The sequence below is a fragment of the Arsukibacterium indicum genome (genome assembly GCF_019100565.1).
Classification (GTDB): Bacteria; Pseudomonadota; Gammaproteobacteria; order Enterobacterales; family Alteromonadaceae; genus Alishewanella; species Alishewanella indicum.
The window spans coordinates 24,432-43,026 of sequence record NZ_JAHRID010000003.1; the positions used below are offsets into that span (position 1 = coordinate 24,432).

Here is an 18,595-nt window from a genome sequence, read left to right on the forward strand (position 1 = left end):
ACCTTATTTATTAACATCCAAATTGATTAAAACCCTGATCTATTAAAACCAGAACCGCACACCGGCAACCCAGGATGTTTCTGCTGTCGATGCATCCTGCAGGCGGGCAAAATCTGCCGTGTTACCATATTTGTTCTGCCACTCTACCCCGACATAGGGTGCGAACTGGCGGGAGAATTCATAGCGCAGCCGAAGCCCTGCCCCCAGTGAAGACAGGCCTTTACCCAGCTGATTGACCTCATCGTCTTTGCCATAGGCTGTCAGCTCCGCCCGGGCCTGCAGGATCAGGCGCTGCGTTAACAGCAGCTCATATTCCGCTTCGGCACTTAACGCGGTGCGACCACCAGTGCCCAGATAAGCCGTGACATCCACTTCAAACCAGTACGGCGCTAAACCCTGCACACCCAATGCTAACCACTGCCGGTTGGTGCCATCGGCAACCTGATCCAGGCGCAGCCCAAGCTGACCATCCCAATAGGCTGCTATCGCGTGGCTCCATAACAGCTCGGTGCTGCTCTCTTCCAGCTTGCCGTCACTGACTTCAGCTTCGGTTTTCAGCACCAACCGATCATAGGTCGTACCATACCAGGCTTGCAGCTCCAGTTCGCCAGCTTCACTGTCGGCATTGTATTCCAGCCGATCGCCCAGCACGGACCACTGTGGATGTTCAATGCCGTGCTTTAAATGGCGTGAATCGGCCATGCCATAGGGCCCGTCAGTAAGGGTGTAGCCGTTGGAGTAGGCATGTGGATCGCGGGCATTAGCCGGCGCCTTACCGCCTTGCATCTGCATATCGGCATGCTTCATCGTGCTGTGATCCATACTGCTGTGATCCACAGCCTGCTCAGCATGGGTCATTTCACTATGGTTCATCTCGGTATGATCCATTTTGCTATGGTCCACTTCGCTGTGGTCCATCTGGCTATGGTCTACGGCCTGCTCAGCGTGGCCCATTTTACTGTGGTCCATGCCGCTATGATCAATCTGACTGTGATCCATGTCACTATGATCAATCTGACTGTGATCCATGTCACTAGGGTTCGTCTGGCTATGGTCAACCGCCTGCTCAGCGTGGTTCATCTTGCTATGATCCATTTTGCCGTGGTCCATTTTGCTGTGGTCCATGCCACTGTGCGTTGGTACCGGCGGTTTCTCAGTGGCGTTCTGTGCTGCCACGCCAGGGCTGAGCGCCACAGTACAGGCCAGCGCCAGCAGCGACAAGGTTAGCGTTACGTTGGCTGTTTTCATGACACCACCACTTCTCTGAACATACCCGCATCCATATGGAACAATAAATGACAATGCCAGGCCCAGCGCCCGACATCATGCGGCGTGGTTAAAAAGCTGATGCGCTGCGCCGGTTGCACCGGAATGGTATGGCGGCGTACCTGTACGGCACCGTTGTCACTTTCCAGATCACTCCACATACCGTGCAAATGCATCGGGTGGGTCATCATGGTGTCGTTTTGCAAGATCACCCGGATACGCTGATTGTGCTTCATATGCACCGGTGTGCTTTTACTGAACTCTAAGCCATCGAATGACCAGGTGTAGCGCTCCATATTGCCGGTCAGATGCAGCTCAATTTCCGCCTCCGGGCCGCCCGGCTCAATAATACCGTCCAGCGAATGTAAATCGGCCAGGGTCAGCGCGCGCCGCCCGGTATTGCGCAAACCAATACCCGGATCGTCCAGGTTGGTTCTTGGCATATCCACCCGCATATCCACCGACGGGCCATACTCGGTGCTGGCATGACGCACAGTTGAACTGGCTTTGGCATAAGGCACCGCCGGGCCATGCTGACTGTGATCGATAGCCATAGCACCATGCTGGCTATGATCCATACTGCTGTGATCTGCAGCATCGTGAGCCATACCGCTATGACCGCCGGTATTGCCATGGTTCATATTGCCCATCATGTCAGCCATCGTCAGCCATTCCACCGGATCCAGCGCCGGCACAGGCGCATGCAAGCCCTCAGCCACGGCCAGGGTACCGCGGGCATAGCCACTGCGGTCCATACTCTGGGCAAAAATGGTGTAGGCATCCGCTTGCGGCGATACGACAACATCATAGGTTTCGCCCGGGCCAAAGCGGAACTCATCCACCGTTACCGGGTGCACATTCTGGCCGTCAGCCTGCACCACAGTCATTTTAAGCTCGGGAATACGCACATCAAAAAAGCTGTTGCTGGAGCCATTGATAAAACGCAGCCGCACACGCTCACCGCGCTTAAATAAGCCGTGCCAGTTTGCCAGCGGCGAACTGCCATTCATTAAATACGTAAAAGTGGCCGCGGAGATATCCGCCAAATCGGTGGGGTTCATCCGCATTTGCTGCCACATCTGGCGTTTCGCCAGTGCCGCGTCCAGCCCTCTGTCAGTGATATCGCGCAGCATGTCCTGCACCGTTGGCTGATTAAAATTATACAAATCACTTTGTACTTTTAATTTGCGAAACACAGTGTGTGGATCTTCATCGGTCCAGTCAGATAGTTGCACCACATATTCGCGGTCAGCTTGGATAATATCCTGCTCTTTTGGCTCAATGATCAGCGCGCCATACATGCCGGTCATTTCCTGAAAGCCACTGTGCGAGTGATACCAGTAAGTACCGCTTTGCTTTAGCGTAAAACGATAGACAAAGGTTTCACCGGGCATAATGCCTCTGAAGCTCATGCCGGGTACGCCGTCCATCTGGTAGGGTAAAATAATACCGTGCCAGTGAATTGAGCTGGGCACCGACAAGGTATTGGTTACCCGTATGGTGACCTCATCGCCTTCGCGCAAGCGTAAGGTCGGTGCCGGTATCGAACCATTGATGGTGGTGGCTTTACGGACCACGCCGGTAAAATTTACCAGCGCTTCGCCGATGGTTAAATCAATCACGTTACCGCTGAGCTCAGTGGCATAGCCGGTAAAGGCATTATCTTTAAAGGCGCTACCCGCCCTGACGATATGCGGAAAAGTGGCCAGCACGCCGCCCACCGCCAGCCCCTGCACAAACCGGCGCCGTGAAACCGATACCGGCATCATGGTGTTAGCCTTTATCATCTGCAACCTCCAATACTCTCTATATGCGTAGCAGTGTAGAGGACGAAACTGTCAGCAGCATGACCTGAACATGACAAAGTTGTAATCTTGCTGTCATGTTGCTGTTTGGCGGTTTATGGCCTAATACTGCCAAAGCTATGTTTGGAGATGACAAGATGCGTTTGCTGATTGTGGAAGATGAACAAAAAACCGGCGACTATCTGAAGCAAGGCCTGAGCGAAGCCGGTTTTCAGGTGTCACTGGTCAGAAATGGCCTGGACGGTCATCATCTGGCGATGACAGAAGATTTCGATTTAATCATGCTGGATGTGATGCTGCCGGACGTCAGCGGCTTACGCATTGTGCAGGCGCTAAGAGAAAACCATAACCACACGCCGGTACTGTTTCTGTCGGCCCGCGACAGTGTCGACGACCGGGTAAAAGGCCTGGAGCTTGGCGCCGACGACTACCTGATCAAACCCTTTGCTTTCTCTGAAGTGCTGGCCCGGGTCAGAACCCTGCTACGGCGTGGTCAGGCCGTACCGCAGTCAGAATTATTGCAGGTCGCCGATTTACAACTGGATATCGCCAAGCGTAAAGCCAGCCGCAGCGGCGCCAAAATAACATTGAGTAATCAGGAATTTAGCTTGCTTGAGCTGCTGATGCGCCGCCGCGGCGAAGTACTGCCACGCTCGCTTATCGCCTCGCAGGTGTGGGATATGAATTTTGACAGCGACACCAATGTTATCGATGTAGCTATCCGCCGCTTGCGCGCCAAAATTGATGATGGCTTTGCGGCAAAACTGATCCACACCGTGCGCGGTATGGGCTATAAACTGGACGATGAGCAAACTGATGGATAAAGCTGGCAAACGCCCCCTGTCGATCACCGTTCGCGTGGTACTTTTTGTCGCGCTAACCATTTCGATTTGCCTGTTCTTCGTGCAGCAATTACTGCTCAGCTCAGTCGAACATCACTTTATCGAGCAGGATGTCGACGAATTAGCTGTGATCCTGCATGCGGTTGAGCACACGATGACTGCCGGGCAGAACGGCCAGCAACAGCCGGCACAGACGCTGGCCAAAGCGGTATCGGGCCATCACGGTGTTTACTATCAGGTGATGGATAGCCAGAACCGCTTACTGTACCGCAATGCCGACGTTGACTTAAGCCTGCTGGCTGCCAACACCCCGGCCAGCGCCGACTACAATGCCAAAACCATCCACCACTGGCAGCTGGACGGCAAAGCCTATCGCGGTGTGTTTAGCCGCCTGACCACGGCAGATCAGCACTATAAGGTAATTGCTGCTATTGATATCAGTTTTCATACCCATTTCTTGGCGCAGTTACAGCGTAGCCTGGGGCTGATTTTACTTGGCTCCGCCCTGCTTACTCTACTGGCGGCCTGGCTTGCAGTGCACCAGGGGCTAAACCCACTTCGGGGTTTAAGCGCGCAAATGCGTGATATTCAAACCAATAAACTGGATATTCGCTTATCACCGGGCGAGGTCCCGGCCGAGCTGCGGCATATGGTGCAGTCTTTTAATCTGATGTTAGACCGGCTGGAGCAAGGGTTTACCAAGCTGTCGCACTTTAGTGCCGATATTGCGCATGAGCTACGAACACCGCTGACCAATATGATCACGCAAACCCAGGTTAGTTTATCGCGCGCGCGCAGCGCCGACGAGTACCAGAATCTGCTGTTCTCCAATCTGGAGGAGCTGGAGCGGCTGAATAAAATGATAAGCGATATGTTGTGGTTAGCGAAAAGCCAGAACGGTTTACTCACACTGCAAAAGCAAACGTTAAATCTGGCGGACGAAATTCAGGCGATTTTTGACTTTTTTGAAGCCCTTGCTGAAGAGTCTGGTGTTAGTTTGCATTTTTCCGGTCCGGTAATTTTGGTGCAGGCTGATCGCACCTTACTGCGACATGCTTTAACCAATCTGCTGTCAAACGCATTGAGATACACTGCTCAGAGCCAAAACATTACAGTAACAACAGCACTGGCATCACCAGACTCGATCACTATCAGCGTCGAAAATCCTGGACCGCCTATTCCTCCGGAACATTTACCGTATTTATTTGAGCGCTTTTATCGTGCAGATCAATCAAGGCAACGGCATAGTGAAGGTGCCGGTTTAGGGTTGGCTATTACCAAAGCCATTGTGGAAGCACACGAAGGACAAATTAATGTCGAATCAGATCTGGAGAGCACGCGTTTTGTGATCAGTCTTAAAACAGCCTGATCACAGCTTCAAAGTAAAAACTGCGCGGAATCGTCCCACGCAGTTCCGTTTTAGCTAGCTAAATTCATCAAAGGCAATATTACTTTCTGGCACACCTTTGTCGCGCAGCAACCGAATAGTGTCATCCATTAAGCCTTTAGGCCCACACAAATAAAACTCAGGTTCACCTTGCTCAACCACATTCTGCCAGTTTAACGCCAGCACGTGCTGAGCATAGCCAGTCGCACCCAGCCAGCCTTTGTCCGGTCGTGACAACACCGGGTAGTAATGAAAATGCGGATACTGCTTCGCCAACTCATAAAAGTAATCAACGTAAATCACATCATTTTCGTTGCGAGCGCCGTAAAAGAAATGCAGCGGGCGTGGTGGCTTATCACCTTTATTATTCCGATGCAGTGCTAACTGTTCTTCGATCAGCGCTTTAAGTGGCGCCATGCCTGAACCTGCGCCAACCAGTACCATTGTCTTATCGCTACCGGGGCTAGCGTAAAACTCTTCAAAAGGCCCCAAGGCCTCAACCCGGTCGCCAATGCGTAAGTTACCCAGATAGTTCGAACCGATACCGGGTAGTACGGACGGGTTCTTAGCACTTTGTAGTTTAATGACAAACACTAACTCGTTTGTCGTATCATCTATGCCAGCCAAGGAATAGCTCCTGCTACAGGCACCGTGTTGATAGTTTAATCGGTCAATATGCTGCCAGTCCTGTTGTAGCAACTCAGGCACATCCAAGGGCACCGAACAGCCACTTGCCTCAGGGATAAAGAAGCGCATAAATGCACCAGCTTTATATCGCATAGGAATCTTCGATTGAGTAGTAAAGCGCAACTCTTTAATAAAAGGGCTTAAAAATTTACTGCTAACTAATTCCAACTGGTACTTCTTCGCATCAGTTATGTCCATTAATGTCATATGTTCAACATCATCACTGAAGTGCTGACAAGCCAACCGGTAACCCTGTTCTAGTTCGAAGGCACTAAAATGCTGCAGATCCGCGGCGGTAGATTTAACGTTTTGATTTATCATAATGCGGCATCGACCACAGGTACCACCACCGCCACAAGTTGAAGGCAAGATAATATTGTGCTCAACCAAACCATCTAATAAATTTTTATGATTGGAAAAAGCCACCTGTCCCAGACTTTTTTGGTTACGGTCAAATAACTTAACGGTGGTTTTGCGAGCAAACAGCTTAATTTTATACTGGCCGCGTAGAGCCAGATCTATCGTCCAGACTAGACCTGTACCGCTAAGCCATAGGGCAATAAAGGCAAACACCATCATTAGCGCGCTATTAAAACTGCCTTCATTGGCATAATCCATAAAATGCAGTTTCAGGAAAAAGTCGGCCAGGCGTTTATCATCATCACTGTGACCGGCAATACGGCCTGAATCGGCCTCAACATAAACACTGGTGTTAATTTCATCGGCAAAGTTAACCTGCCACACAGGATTCTTTTGTTTGAGCAAATCGGAAATAGGTGGCTGCAGCAATGTTGCAGATACAATTTCTCCCGGCCCGTTATAGGATGCGCTGGCCAACTGTTTAGCAAAATCAACATCAAGCGTCACTGGCAAGCCTGTCCGCGCATCGACCAAACTATGTTTGTTGACAAAGTTAGCGTACAAACCGCGCTGATGGTTAAGCAAATAATAGGGCTTTTGCGCCAACTCAATTAAAGACAGTGTGGTGCTGGGTTTATATTGCCGTAACACATCGGCTGGTTCCTGCAACGTCAGCGTATTCCAGGCCAGCGACGGATGCTGATGCACTTTGTAAGTGTGTCCTGCCGCTTTGGTATGATCCATAAAGTTGAAGTACATGCCACTACCCAGCCAGATAAGAAACTGAATACCGACGATAACGGAGGCCCATTTATGGAGTTTTCTGACCATATTCATCGTGCTACTCCTGCTACGTGACTGTCATTGCTATCAGGAGCAAGTAATGCTTCGTCTGCTTTGCGAAACACGCGGAAATAGGCCAGTACCAGTCCAAGTACTGAAGCAAAAATGCCTAACATGGTGAACCAGAATAACAGGCTGTTATCAATATCTGCACCGTCATCATAATCCATCACATGAAAGCGGAACATCCAGTCAAACAGGCGCCAGAAACTATGCCGTTTGCCAACCAATAACCCCGTCTCAGCAGACACGTAAATTGCCGGGGCGCCGAAGTCCGAGAAATTTACCCGCCAAGCTGGCATGACCGCAGGATTGAGCTCAAACGGGGCGTTTTCACTTATCAGCTCAGCACTTTCGACTGTGCCTGCACCGCTATAATAGAAGCGGGCGGCTTTTTCTGCCTGAGCCTGATCTAACGGCGGCATGACCTTACCGCTATTGGCATCAATGGCTAACTTTTGTTCTTCCAGTGTAAAACGATATACAACCTTATCCAGATAACGCCCCAAGGAAATGGCTTTTGCCTGCGGATAGTGTTGTAACAAACTTTGCAGTGAGTAGGTGACTTGCTGTGGATCGATTTTATCCTGTTCATTATTAACCAAAGTATCGCCATGGATATAATCAATATCAAAAAACACCATATAGGCCCCGGTTACCGACCAAACCATAAACTGCAGGCCAATAAACGCCATCAGCCATTTATGGTATTTTCTGCTGATTTTCAGCAGCCGCATTGATTTATTCATTATCAGCCCTCTAGTGCGGCTGGTTCACACAGCAGCTTAGTAACTGCACATGAAACCATTCGTTCCGTTCAACTCATTGATTTTTACTATTGAATAAAGTAAGCACCTGAGTGGAATGGTATACAAGCATTCCACTCAGGTGCTACCGGTTAACAATGACTTAGAACTGGTAGGTGGCGCGGATGAAGCCGCGGCGTCCTAAAAGATCATATGTCATAACGTCAGTGTTGGCATCGTTCCATGACGTCAGATACGGTGCTTTTTTGTCGAAAATGTTGTCGACACCCAGGCTAAATGTTAACGCATCACTGTAGTACCATGAAGCTGATATATCGGAATAGGTAACTGAACCGACAGATTTACCAAGTGGGTCGGAATCAGTACCATTGACATCATCTGCACTGCCGATATAACGCAAGGAATAGCTTGCTGACCAGTCATCTGTCATCACGCTGTAGCTAAAATTACTACGCCATTCAGTGTAACTTCCTTGGTCCTCAGTAATAAAACCTACTTTGTCGATAGTAGGTTGGCCTTGGAATGGAGTGCTTTCATGTTTTAGCAAACGGGTGATGTCTAAAGTCGCTCGGCTGCTCAAACCAAAAAGGTTAAATTTGTATACCGTGTTAAGGTCAACACCGCTGACAGTTTCTACCGCAGCATTCACCGGGCGCTGATTCAACTCATTAACCTGGTGAGTTACCGGATGCCGGGTAAAGGTATCGCAGAACTTCGCGTTACCGATAGGGTCTTCATAGCATAACCGCAGCATATCGGAACCATTAACAGATGTAATAGCTTCGTCGATTCTAATATCGAAGTAATCTATCGTCGCAGAAAAACCTTCAAGGAATTCAGGCTGCCACACGATACCTACTGTGGTAGTGTCAGCCGTTTCCGGTTCCAGTTTGGGGTTGCCGCCAACACTGGTCAGAATTGTCGTGCCGTCCTGTACAAAATCTGCGGGTACACCTGCCGCCTGGCAGTTTGTAGCTATCGCGCCGGTAGCATTTTCACAAGGGTCTATCGTGCGTAGGTTTTCGCCATTGGTACCGCCGAAGAGCTCAGTAATCACTGGTGCACGAAACGCTGTTGAACGCACAGCACGCAGCATCAGGCTGTCGTTCACACTCCATGTTAAACCCATTTTGTAAGTCGTTTCCGCGCCTGCTGTGTTGTAATCGGAGTATCGTGCAGCTAGTTCAACTGATAACTGTTTAACCAAAAACTCATTGGCCAGCAGAGGGACGGATAACTCACCAAAAATTTCATTGACATCATAACTTCCGCTGATGGGATCCTCTAATCCGTTACGCAGTACCGTGGAATCGGGATCTCGCCATCCTTTTTCTGTTCGACTTTCAGCACCGATAGCAAAACCTAGACCGCCTGCTGGTAGCTCATATAAATAACCATTCATATTTGCAGACCAGACACGCATTTCATTGCCACCGGTTCCTTCACGGCGGTATTTTACGTAATCAATAACGTCTTGCGTCAGCTCGTTTTTCCCGAACCAGTCACCACAAGGAATACCATTGCTGTTGTCATAGGTGCAAATGCTATCATCTAAAGTTTGTGCAGCTCGGTCTGGGTCAATATCAAAGGTCCAGCCATCAGTACCAGTATTGCGGCCATAGTTATAAGATAAGTCCCACTCCCAGCCATTGCTTAATACACCGGTTAGCCCCGTTACAACCCGAACAGTATTAGTTTCCTGGAAAAAATAAGGCGCGCCCAGTTCGGTATTACGCCGACGTAAAAACTCTAGATCCTGACCGGTAGGGTTGTATTGAAAATCGGCATCGACTTTGATACCAGCGAAACCATTCCTCGGTGTAACGATTTGCTCCCCCTGCCGGTTAGCGTAACTTGCTTCTACAAACAGCTGCACCGAGTCATTAATGTTGTAGTTAGCAAAGCTGGATATATTTATCCGCTCCATTGGGCTGACAGCATTGAGATAAGGAATGGAGTTAAAACTGTGTATTGCACCGTTGTAAGGGCCATAGTTGTTACCGTTCGTGGCGGTATCTGGATCCAAGTTAAACTGAACCTGAGTTCCGTCAGCCAATAACGCACGACCACCTTCGCTGGTGGTGCTGCCAAAACACTCAAAAGTGCCATCTTCTGTACCGTACTTTGAGCATGCAATACGATCAGATTGACGCACCGCAGACGTGTTGTTGTAACTCAAATTTACAACCACATTACCCTTGTCAAATTCGCCGCCCAGTGTCAGGCTCAAATCCTGATTTTCAGCATCGCCCTTATCCGACATACCAGCCTTCACGTTTAGCTCAGCGCCGCTGAACTCTTTTTTGGTGATTATATTCACCACACCGGCCACCGCATCGGCACCATATACAGCCGATGCGCCGTCTTTTAAAACTTCAATTCGCTCAATCATTGATGTCGGGATCATATTCAAATCGACCGAACTATTGGCACCAGTGCCTCCGCCGACGACGCGACGGCCATTTAACAATACCAGAGTACGCTTAATACCCAGGCCACGTAAATTGACCTGCGCGGTACCATAACCACCACTGGTCCAGTAAGCGTTGGTAGCGTTACCAGCCACACCAGCTGAAAAAGACATTTCCTGCAGCAGGTTTTCTACATTAGTAATACCTGATGCACTGATATCAGCTGAGGATATAACCGATACTGGACTAGCTGTTTCAATATCGGTACGTTTAATTTTTGAGCCGGTAATTTGAATACGTTCAACTGGCTCACTGTCTTGCGCCTTCGCTTGCGTGGAAACCGCCACCGCACCGGCCATCAACATCGCGGTATATACACGACTAGGCGTCATATTTATTGCTGTCATTGAATGTTCTCCTGAGTAGCATTTGTACCAGCTGAAGCCGGAATTTATTATAAAGTCGCTGCTTGCTCAATTGTTATACAACAGCATACCGGTATATACAACGGCAGTTTTGAAATTAATTTTCTAAGATTGCCTTGGTGAATACCGATTGAGTTGATTAAAAATTGACAGCGTAGCCGCGTGGTATATACTGGCACAGTGTTGCTGACATGTAACTTGTGCGAAACGCCCATTTAGCACCGATCAAACGTGGAAAATCTGTTGGCGGAAGTGCAACCCAGTATAAAATTACCGTTCATGCATTGAGGTGTAATGGTATAGCTGTATATCCACTTCAAACTTATTGTTAATAGGTAATATGGACATTGCATGAAGCTGCCAAAGTACCGCCTCATTTCTAATGAGATTAAAAAGAAGATAAGTGCCAGTTTATGGAAAGCTGGCAGCCAGATCCCGTCGGAAACCGAATTGGCCAACCACTTTTCGGCCAGTAGGATGACCGCGCGAAAAGCCGTCGAAGAGCTGGTCAACAGTGGCGTACTTGAGCGCGTTGCCAGTGTAGGTACATTTGTAAAGGAACCTGCCGCGCAAAGTTCGTTATTGGAAATCCGCAATATCGCAGACGAAATTCGCTCCCGTGGTCATGTGCATAAGATGACCGTGTTAAGCAAGCTGACGCTAATCCCCAACGACGCCATCGCATTTACGCTGTCACTTAATAGCAGAACGGTTTATAAAATTATCATCGTGCACTCAGAGAATGAGCAACCTATTCAGTTGGAAGAACGTTATGTAAATGCTGAACGGGTGCCGTTGTTTTTGCAGCAGGATTTTAGCAAGATAACTGCCAGTGAGTATCTAAACTCAATAGCACCAGTCACTGAAGCTGAAATAACGGTAGAAGCGGTGATGCCTACGAAAATACTAAAGCACAACCTTCAAGTGGACGATGGAGTACCGTGCCTGAAAGTCACCCGGATTACACATTCTCACGGCCAACCGATCTGTTATGCAGTTCTGTATCACCCTGCCAACCGGTTTAAACTCACAAGCCACCTGGATATCAATGCTTGATTTTGCCCATGGTGTAATTCACGTACACTTCGTTTAATATTCAATAATACAGTCTAAATATTACTGGCTCTGACGGTTACTAGGCACTTTGCCATAGCAGATGTGTAGTTCCAGCTAAGAGCTTTGAGGAAAGTATGTGAACAATAAGCCTCTTGCATTACTACAACCTTGTCGCTGAAGATATTTCGCATAAAAAGACATTGACTGCGGATAATCATTCCGTAACTAGGCAGAAAGCAGTGCAAATTCTGCAGGAATGGTATTGGACTGGATTTGTTGTCACTTGTAAAACTTCTCGCTGACAATAGCAAGAAGGGAATTGTTTTGATGTTACCCGGGTATCGCTGTAATCAATGGTATCAGGTGGGCGAATCACATTCTTGCTATACCGAAGCACTGAAAAGCTTAGGAACCCTAATAGACAGAGTTCGGGTTCCAAGGTAAAGCGTTACTACAACATAGCAATTCTGGAACGCCACGTTTCATTGCGCTCTATGATGCTATTGGCATTATTTATCCAACTGCTGTAATGCCCTTCCGACACTGATACTGAAATTTGTTTCAGCTCAGCCATACTATTGTAAAACGCTACGCCATTATCACTTCCGTAAGACTCAAATAAGTAACGTGTAGCACTGCTTAATACAGAGGTTCCTCTTGCTAATGGATAGACAACTCGCTCATGCTGGCCTTGCTCAAAACCGGGTGAATGATGAAGAACAAACCGACTGTTTGAAATCAGGTTTTTTAACTCAGTAAATGGTACTGCCGGCAAGTAGCAATGAGAGTCGTACTGATGCGTCTTATCCCAGTTACTACCGACAATGGTTAGTGCAAGCCCTGCCTGATGACATTCTTTTATCAGCGTATTTCTATCACGCCCTCGTAAATATAAATCGCACCGCCGAAGGAAAGTTACAATCTGATCATTAAGCTGAACGCTTGGCGATATTCCAGACTACATAAATCCGAGCATTCTTAACACATCTGAAATGCTGCGAACATTAGCGTCGGTTAACTTCGCTGCGATATTCGGGGCGACTTTATTGATTTCAGCAAAATGTGCGCTTTCATCTGTAAATGAGGCTGGAAAAAGAATGCCTTTCTTCTGACTAAAAGGGACATACTCAGCTGATAGCTCAGTGTCGCACACTGCATGCGGCCAGAACTGAGCTTGAATACCCAGTTGTGATAGGAAAGTCACATGCTCTTTGTCTACACAAAGAAGTTTTGCTTTGGTGCCATAAAATCGCGGTAACAAGTGGATTGGATGGTCAACTAGGTAAGTGTAAAAAGGGATCGGCGCGAGCTGCGGCAATTTGTTTGTCAGCTCAACGGCCAAGGCGTTGACCGACAGTACGAGTTTTAACTGAGTTGTATCAATAAGTGATAGCTGGCTGAGCAGTTCGTCATCAGAGCTTTTATCTTTTAAGCTAACCTCATATACCCGATATCCAATCAGCTCAAATGCCCGTTTGATACCGTTTATGAAGTCGTCTACTACACCATACTGAAAACTGCCGGAAAACAATAATACATTTTTGGACATGCCATATGGTTCCTATCAAGCAATTATGTCGTAGAAATACGACGCCAAATTGAGGATTACAATCCTCTTTTCTAAGTGTAATTGGCTAATAGTTGGAAGGCAATTTTTTAAGTTATGGGTACTATTTGAAGAACGTTGTTACTCATAGGCATACAGAGTATGCAGTGATAGCAGAAGGATTTTCTTTTACTCGGGTAGAAGATCTCTGGGATGACAGTTGAGAACTGAAGCCAGCTTGTACAGCATTTCTAGAGTGACATTTGCTTCACCCCGCTCTATTCTACCGATATAGCTTCGGTCAACTTCAGCGGTTAAAGCGAGATTGTCCTGGCTCAAGCCAATTGCCTTTCGCTGCTTTCTCAGATTGAGTCCGAATTTGACCGAAATGGTGCTCATTACACTTCCTTTTAAATAGAAGTGCACTATGAGAATTTAAGGACTAATTCGCCACGGATTATAGTCCTCAAATATACCTTTGAGATTTATCATTGTTTCTATTCACCTCGACATCTTTAACGTTAACCGGAAAATTATTTTGCTGCAGCTGATGTGGCTAGTGGCAAGAGGTGGCGAAATCTACAGCTGCTGTACCGATGAACTGACCTGTTTAAGCTCTCTGATAGATAGAAGTCGAACTGCAATGCCGTAACCTAACTGAGCACGCATTGCAGTCATCGGTATCAGAATTGCCAATTCTGGCTTGCCTGATATACTGTATATCCATACATATACGAGGTGGATATGTCAGCAGTATTTATTGGTAATGCCGATTTCTGGCCGAAACAACAAATTCCCTTCTATAGCGACCCGGTCAAAGCAGGCTTCCCGTCACCTGCACAAGACTATGTTGAACGCACGCTGGACTTAAACGAGCTGTGTATTCGCCACCCTACCGCCACGTTTTTTGTTCGGGTTGAGGGTGACTCGATGATAGAGGCTGGCATTTATGACGGTGATGTATTGGTAGTAGACCGCTCTGTAGATGCAGAACATGGTGATATCGTGGTAGCAGCAGTAGGCAACGAGTTTACGGTTAAAGAGCTATGTATCCGACCATCGCTCATGTTGTTACCGCGCAACCCGGCTTACAAACCGATACGACCACGTAACGGTGAAGAGTTGAACATCTTTGGCGTAGTGACCAACGTTATTAGACAAATGAAACGCAAATGACAACACCGGTATTTGCGCTGGTAGACTGTAATAACTTCTACGCCAGCTGTGAAAAACTGTTTCGGCCTGACCTAACAGACAAACCGGTCGTTGTGTTATCTAACAATGATGGCTGCGTGGTCGCCCGGTCGAGAGAAGCGAAGAAACTCGGCATTAAAATGGGCGTGCCGGTATTTCAGGTGCGTGAGTTAATCCAGAAACATGGTGTAGTAGCATTCTCTTCTAACTACGCGCTCTATGCCGATATGTCGCAGCGGGTAATGAACACTCTGGAAAGCCTGGCCCCAAGAGTGGAGGTGTATTCCATCGACGAATCGTTTTTAGATTTAACCGGCGTTGATTTTAGCCAGAGCCTGACAGACTTTGGCATGCAGGTACGAAAAGTCGTACAAAAGTACACAGGGATTACCGTTTGTGTGGGTATAGCGCCAACCAAAACATTGGCTAAACTTGCTAACCATGCTGCCAAAACCTGGCCCAAAACCGGTGGTGTGGTGGATTTAACTGACAAAGTGCGCCAGCGCAAGTTATTGGCCTTGTTGCCGGTAAATGAGGTTTGGGGTATCGGCGGCAAGCTGACTAAGCGGTTACAGCAACTTGGTATTAATACTGCACTGCAACTTGCCGACGCTGACCCAGAGTATATTCGTCAGCAATTTTCTGTGGTGGTTGAGCGCACAGTGCGAGAACTTAACGGCGAAAGCTGTATTGCACTGGAAGAGATGGCGCCGACTAAAAAGCAGATTGTCAGCAGCCGCGCCTTTGGTGAACGCATTACCGATAAGCAGCAAATGCGTGAGGCAATTAGTGAATACGTTAGCCGTGCTTGCAAGAAGCTGCGCCAAGAGCAGCAAACTGCAAAACACTTAACGGTATTCTTACGTACCAGTCCGTTTAGCGATAAAGACGCGCCTTACAGCGCCAGCAGAAGTATCGAACTTGATACACCAAGTAGCGACACACGAATCTTTCTTGCCCATGCAATGAAACTATTGGATGGCCTATGGCTAAACGGTTACCGCTATGCCAAAGCAGGAGTAATGCTGGCCGACTTCTATGATCCCGGCGTGTGTCAACCTGGCCTGTTTGATGAACCCATGGTACAAAAAGAAACTGACCAAAAACTGATGCAGCTAATGGATACCCTTAATAGCAAACATAGCAAGACACTATGGTTCGCCAGCCAGGGCACAAAGCAAGAATGGGGTATGAAACGCGAGCTGCTCTCGCCAGCTTATACAACAAACTGGTGTGAACTTCCGATAGCTAGATAATTTCCGCTTTGAGCGAATAACGGACATTAAGGCCTGCAACAGGTCGCGAGCAATTTGTTGTAAGCCGATCTCCGAATTGGCTCAAATCGCCCTTAACTGCTTTGTTAAATTAAGTTTTTTTGGTTACTTCCCATTCGTGTTTAAGGACAGACTGGCAGGTTTTGAGCAGTGCATTGAGCATTTCCGCTAAATCCTTGTTGTCGTGATATCCTTCGACTATGTCACGCATCTGTTTCACTAAGCTTCTATGATCTTGTTCCAATGGGTTGATATGTAGTTCGACGCTAGCTACCAGAAGCTTCAAACGAGCATATCGTTCACGATCTTCTTTGTGTGCTTGCTGTTTTACTTCCTCAGGCGCAGTTGAGCTTGGGCACACATGTTGTCTGCTGATAGTCGCAATAGATACAAACTCGGAAACCTTATCCCTGAGAGCATTTATCCACGCTTGGCGCATTGGAGCCAAGACTTGACGTTTAGAATTTCTAGCATTAACTAACGGAGCAATGAACAAAGCCAAGAAAGCCACTCCCAATGAGCCTAACGCGATGATTTCCTTAACTTCTAATCCGAATAGGAGCACTTTAGCAACCTCCATGTAATGACCGATTTCTACTGATTAATTTAACGCCTCAAACACCGGCGCAGCTTGCTGCGTCCTAGTGCTTTGATTTGTTATGTGCATGTCTAATTTCAAGGGATACGGTTTCTTCTATATTTTTTACTACCCAAGAAGGTGCAATAGCAAAAATAAACATCTCTAGAAGATATGGAGCAGTCTTATCTGATGATAGCTGCTTGATTAATTTACAATACTCATGAAAAGCTTCTTTGTGTGAATAATACTCGTAGCGCTTGCCGGAGAGTCTGAATATTGTTTGCATATCATACTTTGCTAAAGCAGCACTCCGACCAACTGGTTGAGGAAAAAGCTTGTTACTATTAGAAAAGTTAAACAGCAGCCAGTTTAAACCATATATTACTCTTGAATCATAAATAACATATTCTTCAGGAGTCAAAAATGAAGCAACTTTTGAAAGAGATGAAATGGCATCAAAACTTGCTTTTGAAAGCTTTCCTTTTTTTAACTCATCAAGAAACTTAACGATCCTCTTGTCATTTCGCTCGTTTTTCTTAAACGATCCAATACCGCCCCATTCCTGGATAATCCAGTAATGCGTAGATAATGAATCGTCCTTACTAATAATACCTCTTAGGTTTTTCTTTAAATAAACATTTTTTTGAAAGCTATTCGTCTCAATTTCGGGAATTGGCAGTGGGCAGTTTTCAGGTATTTCCCATTCAAATTCAGATATCTCGTATATCTTTCTTAGTGCTTCAATTTTTTCCAACAATTCGTTCAATGGGAACTCCTAGATAAGCACATAGCGCAAAGCTTTGGGGCGACTGGAGCGCAGCGTAAGCCGTCCCAGCCACGATAGTGGCGACAACAGCGCCTTGTCATGCGTGTGAATGTTAAGTATTAACCAAAAGCACATAGGTAATACCAGCAAGTAAAACAACCATACCTGCAAAACTACACCAATAGCTTTGCCTATTATTACTCTTAGATGGCACCGGTTGATTTGCTGACGGATATTTGCCAAAAGAGAGAAGTTTGCAAACTGGCCAGCCAAGTAAATAACAAACCTTACCAAAGACTATCTCAACAACAACGAATACTAGTCCTCGGAAAAATCCTTTTGCTAACTCTTCTAAAACACTATCCATAGCACTGAAACCTTATTCACGCATAACAGTTATTATGTAGACTGCTCAGTTACACCTGATGCGTTAACCGAGAAATCATTACCTAACGTTCCTAATTTCAAAAAATTACAACGTATACACACCTTTTACAATAGGATGTGGCTGAGAAGTCTCAGCTACAATGCTGATGTTCTTAAAATACGGGAAAGTGCAATAAAATCGGTTAATAAATTCAGTCTGAAATGTCCGCTTCTGGCACACAGCAGAAGTATCACTTGCGTCACCAAATTCTTTGAATAGCTCATACTACTTACATCTACTCGGTAATTTGAGTTTAAGACATGTGCGGCAGACTTAACGTAATTGACGATCCCGGCGTTAGAGAACTATGTGAAGGGCTACAAATTCAGCTGTTCTCAGATAGCCCGATATTCAGCAGGTTTATTCGAGCAACCAATCAGGTCAGTATTGTCAGGCAGATAGATGGCGTCCGTAGAATGGACAATGCTACTTGGTGGCTGTTACTTGAACCATCTGTTACCGACTTTAAGCCATCCAAGTACACTTCATTTAACACCCGTTATGACAAGCTAAATGTTAAGGGTTCAGCTGGCTATCAGGCATACCGCCACAGTAGGTGTGTTATTCCAGCTAAGGGCTTTGGTGAAACGGAGTATGTGAACAACAAGCCACTTCATTACCATGACCTTGTTGCTAAAGATGGTGCGATATTGCTCGGAGGCCTGTGCCGGGAATGGATTAACAAAGATACAGGCGAAACAGCACTGTCTTGCTCAGTTATTACCCTTCCACCACACCCCAAGCTGATGCATATTCATAGCAAGGCATCACCACTATTATTGCCGCTAGATATGGCCTTGGTAAGTCTCTGGCTGGATGAAAGCATTACTGACCCGATAGAGTTTGAGCCACTACTTCAGCCTCATATTCCCTATGACCTGGTTGCTACTAAGATAGATAAACCGAGCACGTATAATTTTCTCGGCTCAGAAGCAATCTGTGCTGACTAAACTGAATAA

The 18,595-nt window shown here is 47.0% G+C and carries 17 protein-coding genes; 6 read left to right on the forward strand and 11 right to left on the reverse strand.

What is annotated here, in order from left to right; translation table 11 throughout:
* Window positions 1–42: 42 nt before the first annotated feature.
* Together KQY15_RS07360 and KQY15_RS07365 are read right to left on the reverse strand one after the other, a co-directional pair.
* A complete protein-coding gene (locus KQY15_RS07360; RefSeq protein ID WP_217668552.1) occupies window positions 43–1,248 on the reverse strand; it encodes a copper resistance protein B in 1,206 nt (401 codons plus the stop codon).
* A complete protein-coding gene (locus tag KQY15_RS07365; RefSeq protein ID WP_302850304.1) occupies window positions 1,245–3,053 on the reverse strand; it encodes a copper resistance system multicopper oxidase in 1,809 nt (602 codons plus the stop codon). The genes KQY15_RS07360 and KQY15_RS07365 overlap by 4 nt, the downstream gene beginning before the upstream one ends.
* Window positions 3,054–3,208: 155 nt before the next feature.
* Here KQY15_RS07365 and KQY15_RS07370 point away from each other — a divergent pair, with 155 nt between their 5' ends.
* Together KQY15_RS07370 and KQY15_RS07375 are read left to right on the forward strand one after the other, a co-directional pair.
* A complete protein-coding gene (locus KQY15_RS07370; protein ID WP_217668553.1) occupies window positions 3,209–3,895 on the forward strand; it encodes a heavy metal response regulator transcription factor in 687 nt (228 codons plus the stop codon).
* Window positions 3,888–5,282, forward strand: coding sequence for a heavy metal sensor histidine kinase (locus KQY15_RS07375; RefSeq protein ID WP_217668554.1), 1,395 nt, complete (start codon window positions 3,888–3,890; stop codon window positions 5,280–5,282). The genes KQY15_RS07370 and KQY15_RS07375 overlap by 8 nt, the downstream gene beginning before the upstream one ends.
* Before the next feature lie 54 nt (window positions 5,283–5,336).
* Here KQY15_RS07375 and KQY15_RS07380 read toward each other — a convergent pair whose 3' ends face one another.
* The 3 genes from KQY15_RS07380 to KQY15_RS07390 all read right to left on the reverse strand — a co-directional run bounded on the left by KQY15_RS07380 (window position 5,337) and on the right by KQY15_RS07390 (window position 10,775).
* On the reverse strand, window positions 5,337–7,184 hold the full coding sequence (locus KQY15_RS07380; RefSeq protein ID WP_217668555.1) for a 2Fe-2S iron-sulfur cluster-binding protein: 1,848 nt from the start codon (window positions 7,182–7,184) through the stop codon (window positions 5,337–5,339).
* A complete protein-coding gene (locus KQY15_RS07385) occupies window positions 7,181–7,939 on the reverse strand; it encodes a PepSY-associated transmembrane domain-containing protein (protein WP_217668556.1) in 759 nt (252 codons plus the stop codon). Before KQY15_RS07385 ends, KQY15_RS07380 begins: the two co-directional genes overlap by 4 nt.
* Before the next feature lie 160 nt (window positions 7,940–8,099).
* Window positions 8,100–10,775 (reverse strand): TonB-dependent receptor, encoded by a 2,676-nt coding sequence (locus tag KQY15_RS07390; protein ID WP_217668557.1) that lies wholly within the window; start codon window positions 10,773–10,775, stop codon window positions 8,100–8,102.
* A 369-nt stretch (window positions 10,776–11,144) separates the two neighbouring features.
* Between KQY15_RS07390 and hutC the strand changes: the two genes are divergently transcribed.
* Window positions 11,145–11,849: a histidine utilization transcriptional repressor HutC gene (hutC, locus tag KQY15_RS07395; RefSeq protein ID WP_008224191.1), complete on the forward strand. Its 705-nt coding sequence runs from the start codon at window positions 11,145–11,147 to the stop codon at window positions 11,847–11,849.
* Between the two features lie 451 nt (window positions 11,850–12,300).
* Here hutC and KQY15_RS19330 read toward each other — a convergent pair whose 3' ends face one another.
* The 3 genes from KQY15_RS19330 to KQY15_RS07405 all read right to left on the reverse strand — a co-directional run bounded on the left by KQY15_RS19330 (window position 12,301) and on the right by KQY15_RS07405 (window position 13,794).
* A complete protein-coding gene (locus tag KQY15_RS19330; protein ID WP_443627111.1) occupies window positions 12,301–12,801 on the reverse strand; it encodes a glycosyltransferase family protein in 501 nt (166 codons plus the stop codon).
* 6 nt (window positions 12,802–12,807) lie between these two features.
* Window positions 12,808–13,398: a hypothetical protein gene (locus KQY15_RS07400; RefSeq protein ID WP_217668558.1), complete on the reverse strand. Its 591-nt coding sequence runs from the start codon at window positions 13,396–13,398 to the stop codon at window positions 12,808–12,810.
* 186 nt (window positions 13,399–13,584) lie between these two features.
* Window positions 13,585–13,794, reverse strand: a complete 210-nt coding sequence (locus tag KQY15_RS07405) for a helix-turn-helix domain-containing protein (RefSeq protein WP_134059653.1) — start codon at window positions 13,792–13,794, stop codon at window positions 13,585–13,587.
* Between the two features lie 345 nt (window positions 13,795–14,139).
* On the opposite strand from KQY15_RS07405, the gene umuD reads away from it, so the two are divergent.
* Together umuD and umuC are read left to right on the forward strand one after the other, a co-directional pair.
* Window positions 14,140–14,571 (forward strand): translesion error-prone DNA polymerase V autoproteolytic subunit, encoded by a 432-nt coding sequence (gene umuD, locus KQY15_RS07410; RefSeq protein ID WP_217668559.1) that lies wholly within the window; start codon window positions 14,140–14,142, stop codon window positions 14,569–14,571.
* Window positions 14,568–15,845, forward strand: a complete 1,278-nt coding sequence (gene umuC / locus KQY15_RS07415) for a translesion error-prone DNA polymerase V subunit UmuC (RefSeq protein ID WP_217668560.1) — start codon at window positions 14,568–14,570, stop codon at window positions 15,843–15,845. The genes umuD and umuC overlap by 4 nt, the downstream gene beginning before the upstream one ends.
* A gap of 109 nt (window positions 15,846–15,954) precedes the next feature.
* Here the strand turns inward: umuC and KQY15_RS07420 are convergent, their stop codons facing one another.
* From KQY15_RS07420 to KQY15_RS07430, 3 genes are all read right to left on the reverse strand, one after another.
* Window positions 15,955–16,443 carry a hypothetical protein gene (locus KQY15_RS07420; protein ID WP_217668561.1) on the reverse strand — a complete coding sequence of 163 codons (489 nt, stop codon included), beginning with the start codon at window positions 16,441–16,443 and terminating at the stop codon, window positions 15,955–15,957.
* 61 nt (window positions 16,444–16,504) lie between these two features.
* A complete protein-coding gene (locus KQY15_RS07425) occupies window positions 16,505–17,209 on the reverse strand; it encodes a hypothetical protein (protein WP_217668562.1) in 705 nt (234 codons plus the stop codon).
* A 112-nt stretch (window positions 17,210–17,321) separates the two neighbouring features.
* Window positions 17,322–17,576 (reverse strand): hypothetical protein, encoded by a 255-nt coding sequence (locus KQY15_RS07430; protein WP_217668563.1) that lies wholly within the window; start codon window positions 17,574–17,576, stop codon window positions 17,322–17,324.
* 320 nt (window positions 17,577–17,896) lie between these two features.
* Here KQY15_RS07430 and KQY15_RS07435 point away from each other — a divergent pair, with 320 nt between their 5' ends.
* Entirely contained in the window at window positions 17,897–18,586 is a 690-nt protein-coding gene (locus tag KQY15_RS07435; RefSeq protein WP_217668564.1) for an SOS response-associated peptidase family protein, read from the forward strand.
* The last annotated feature ends 9 nt before the right edge of the window (window positions 18,587–18,595 follow it).

What these genes read in the sequence shown, in the direction of transcription:
- KQY15_RS07420 (WP_217668561.1), bottom strand. Translation starts at nt 16,443, where the DNA reads ATGGAGGTTGCTAAAGTGCTCCTATTCGGATTAGAAGTTAAGGAAATC.
- KQY15_RS07370 (WP_217668553.1), top strand. Translation starts at nt 3,209, where the DNA reads ATGCGTTTGCTGATTGTGGAAGATGAACAAAAAACCGGCGACTATCTG.
- KQY15_RS07400 (WP_217668558.1), bottom strand. Translation starts at nt 13,398, where the DNA reads ATGTCCAAAAATGTATTATTGTTTTCCGGCAGTTTTCAGTATGGTGTA.
- KQY15_RS07360 (WP_217668552.1), bottom strand. Translation starts at nt 1,248, where the DNA reads ATGAAAACAGCCAACGTAACGCTAACCTTGTCGCTGCTGGCGCTGGCC.
- KQY15_RS07405 (WP_134059653.1), bottom strand. Translation starts at nt 13,794, where the DNA reads ATGAGCACCATTTCGGTCAAATTCGGACTCAATCTGAGAAAGCAGCGA.
- KQY15_RS07385 (WP_217668556.1), bottom strand. Translation starts at nt 7,939, where the DNA reads ATGAATAAATCAATGCGGCTGCTGAAAATCAGCAGAAAATACCATAAA.
- KQY15_RS07365 (WP_302850304.1), bottom strand. Translation starts at nt 3,053, where the DNA reads ATGATAAAGGCTAACACCATGATGCCGGTATCGGTTTCACGGCGCCGG.
- KQY15_RS07390 (WP_217668557.1), bottom strand. Translation starts at nt 10,775, where the DNA reads ATGACAGCAATAAATATGACGCCTAGTCGTGTATATACCGCGATGTTG.
- hutC (WP_008224191.1), top strand. Translation starts at nt 11,145, where the DNA reads ATGAAGCTGCCAAAGTACCGCCTCATTTCTAATGAGATTAAAAAGAAG.
- umuC (WP_217668560.1), top strand. Translation starts at nt 14,568, where the DNA reads ATGACAACACCGGTATTTGCGCTGGTAGACTGTAATAACTTCTACGCC.
- KQY15_RS07380 (WP_217668555.1), bottom strand. Translation starts at nt 7,184, where the DNA reads ATGAATATGGTCAGAAAACTCCATAAATGGGCCTCCGTTATCGTCGGT.
- umuD (WP_217668559.1), top strand. Translation starts at nt 14,140, where the DNA reads ATGTCAGCAGTATTTATTGGTAATGCCGATTTCTGGCCGAAACAACAA.
- KQY15_RS07435 (WP_217668564.1), top strand. Translation starts at nt 17,897, where the DNA reads ATGTGCGGCAGACTTAACGTAATTGACGATCCCGGCGTTAGAGAACTA.
- KQY15_RS07430 (WP_217668563.1), bottom strand. Translation starts at nt 17,576, where the DNA reads ATGGATAGTGTTTTAGAAGAGTTAGCAAAAGGATTTTTCCGAGGACTA.
- KQY15_RS07375 (WP_217668554.1), top strand. Translation starts at nt 3,888, where the DNA reads ATGGATAAAGCTGGCAAACGCCCCCTGTCGATCACCGTTCGCGTGGTA.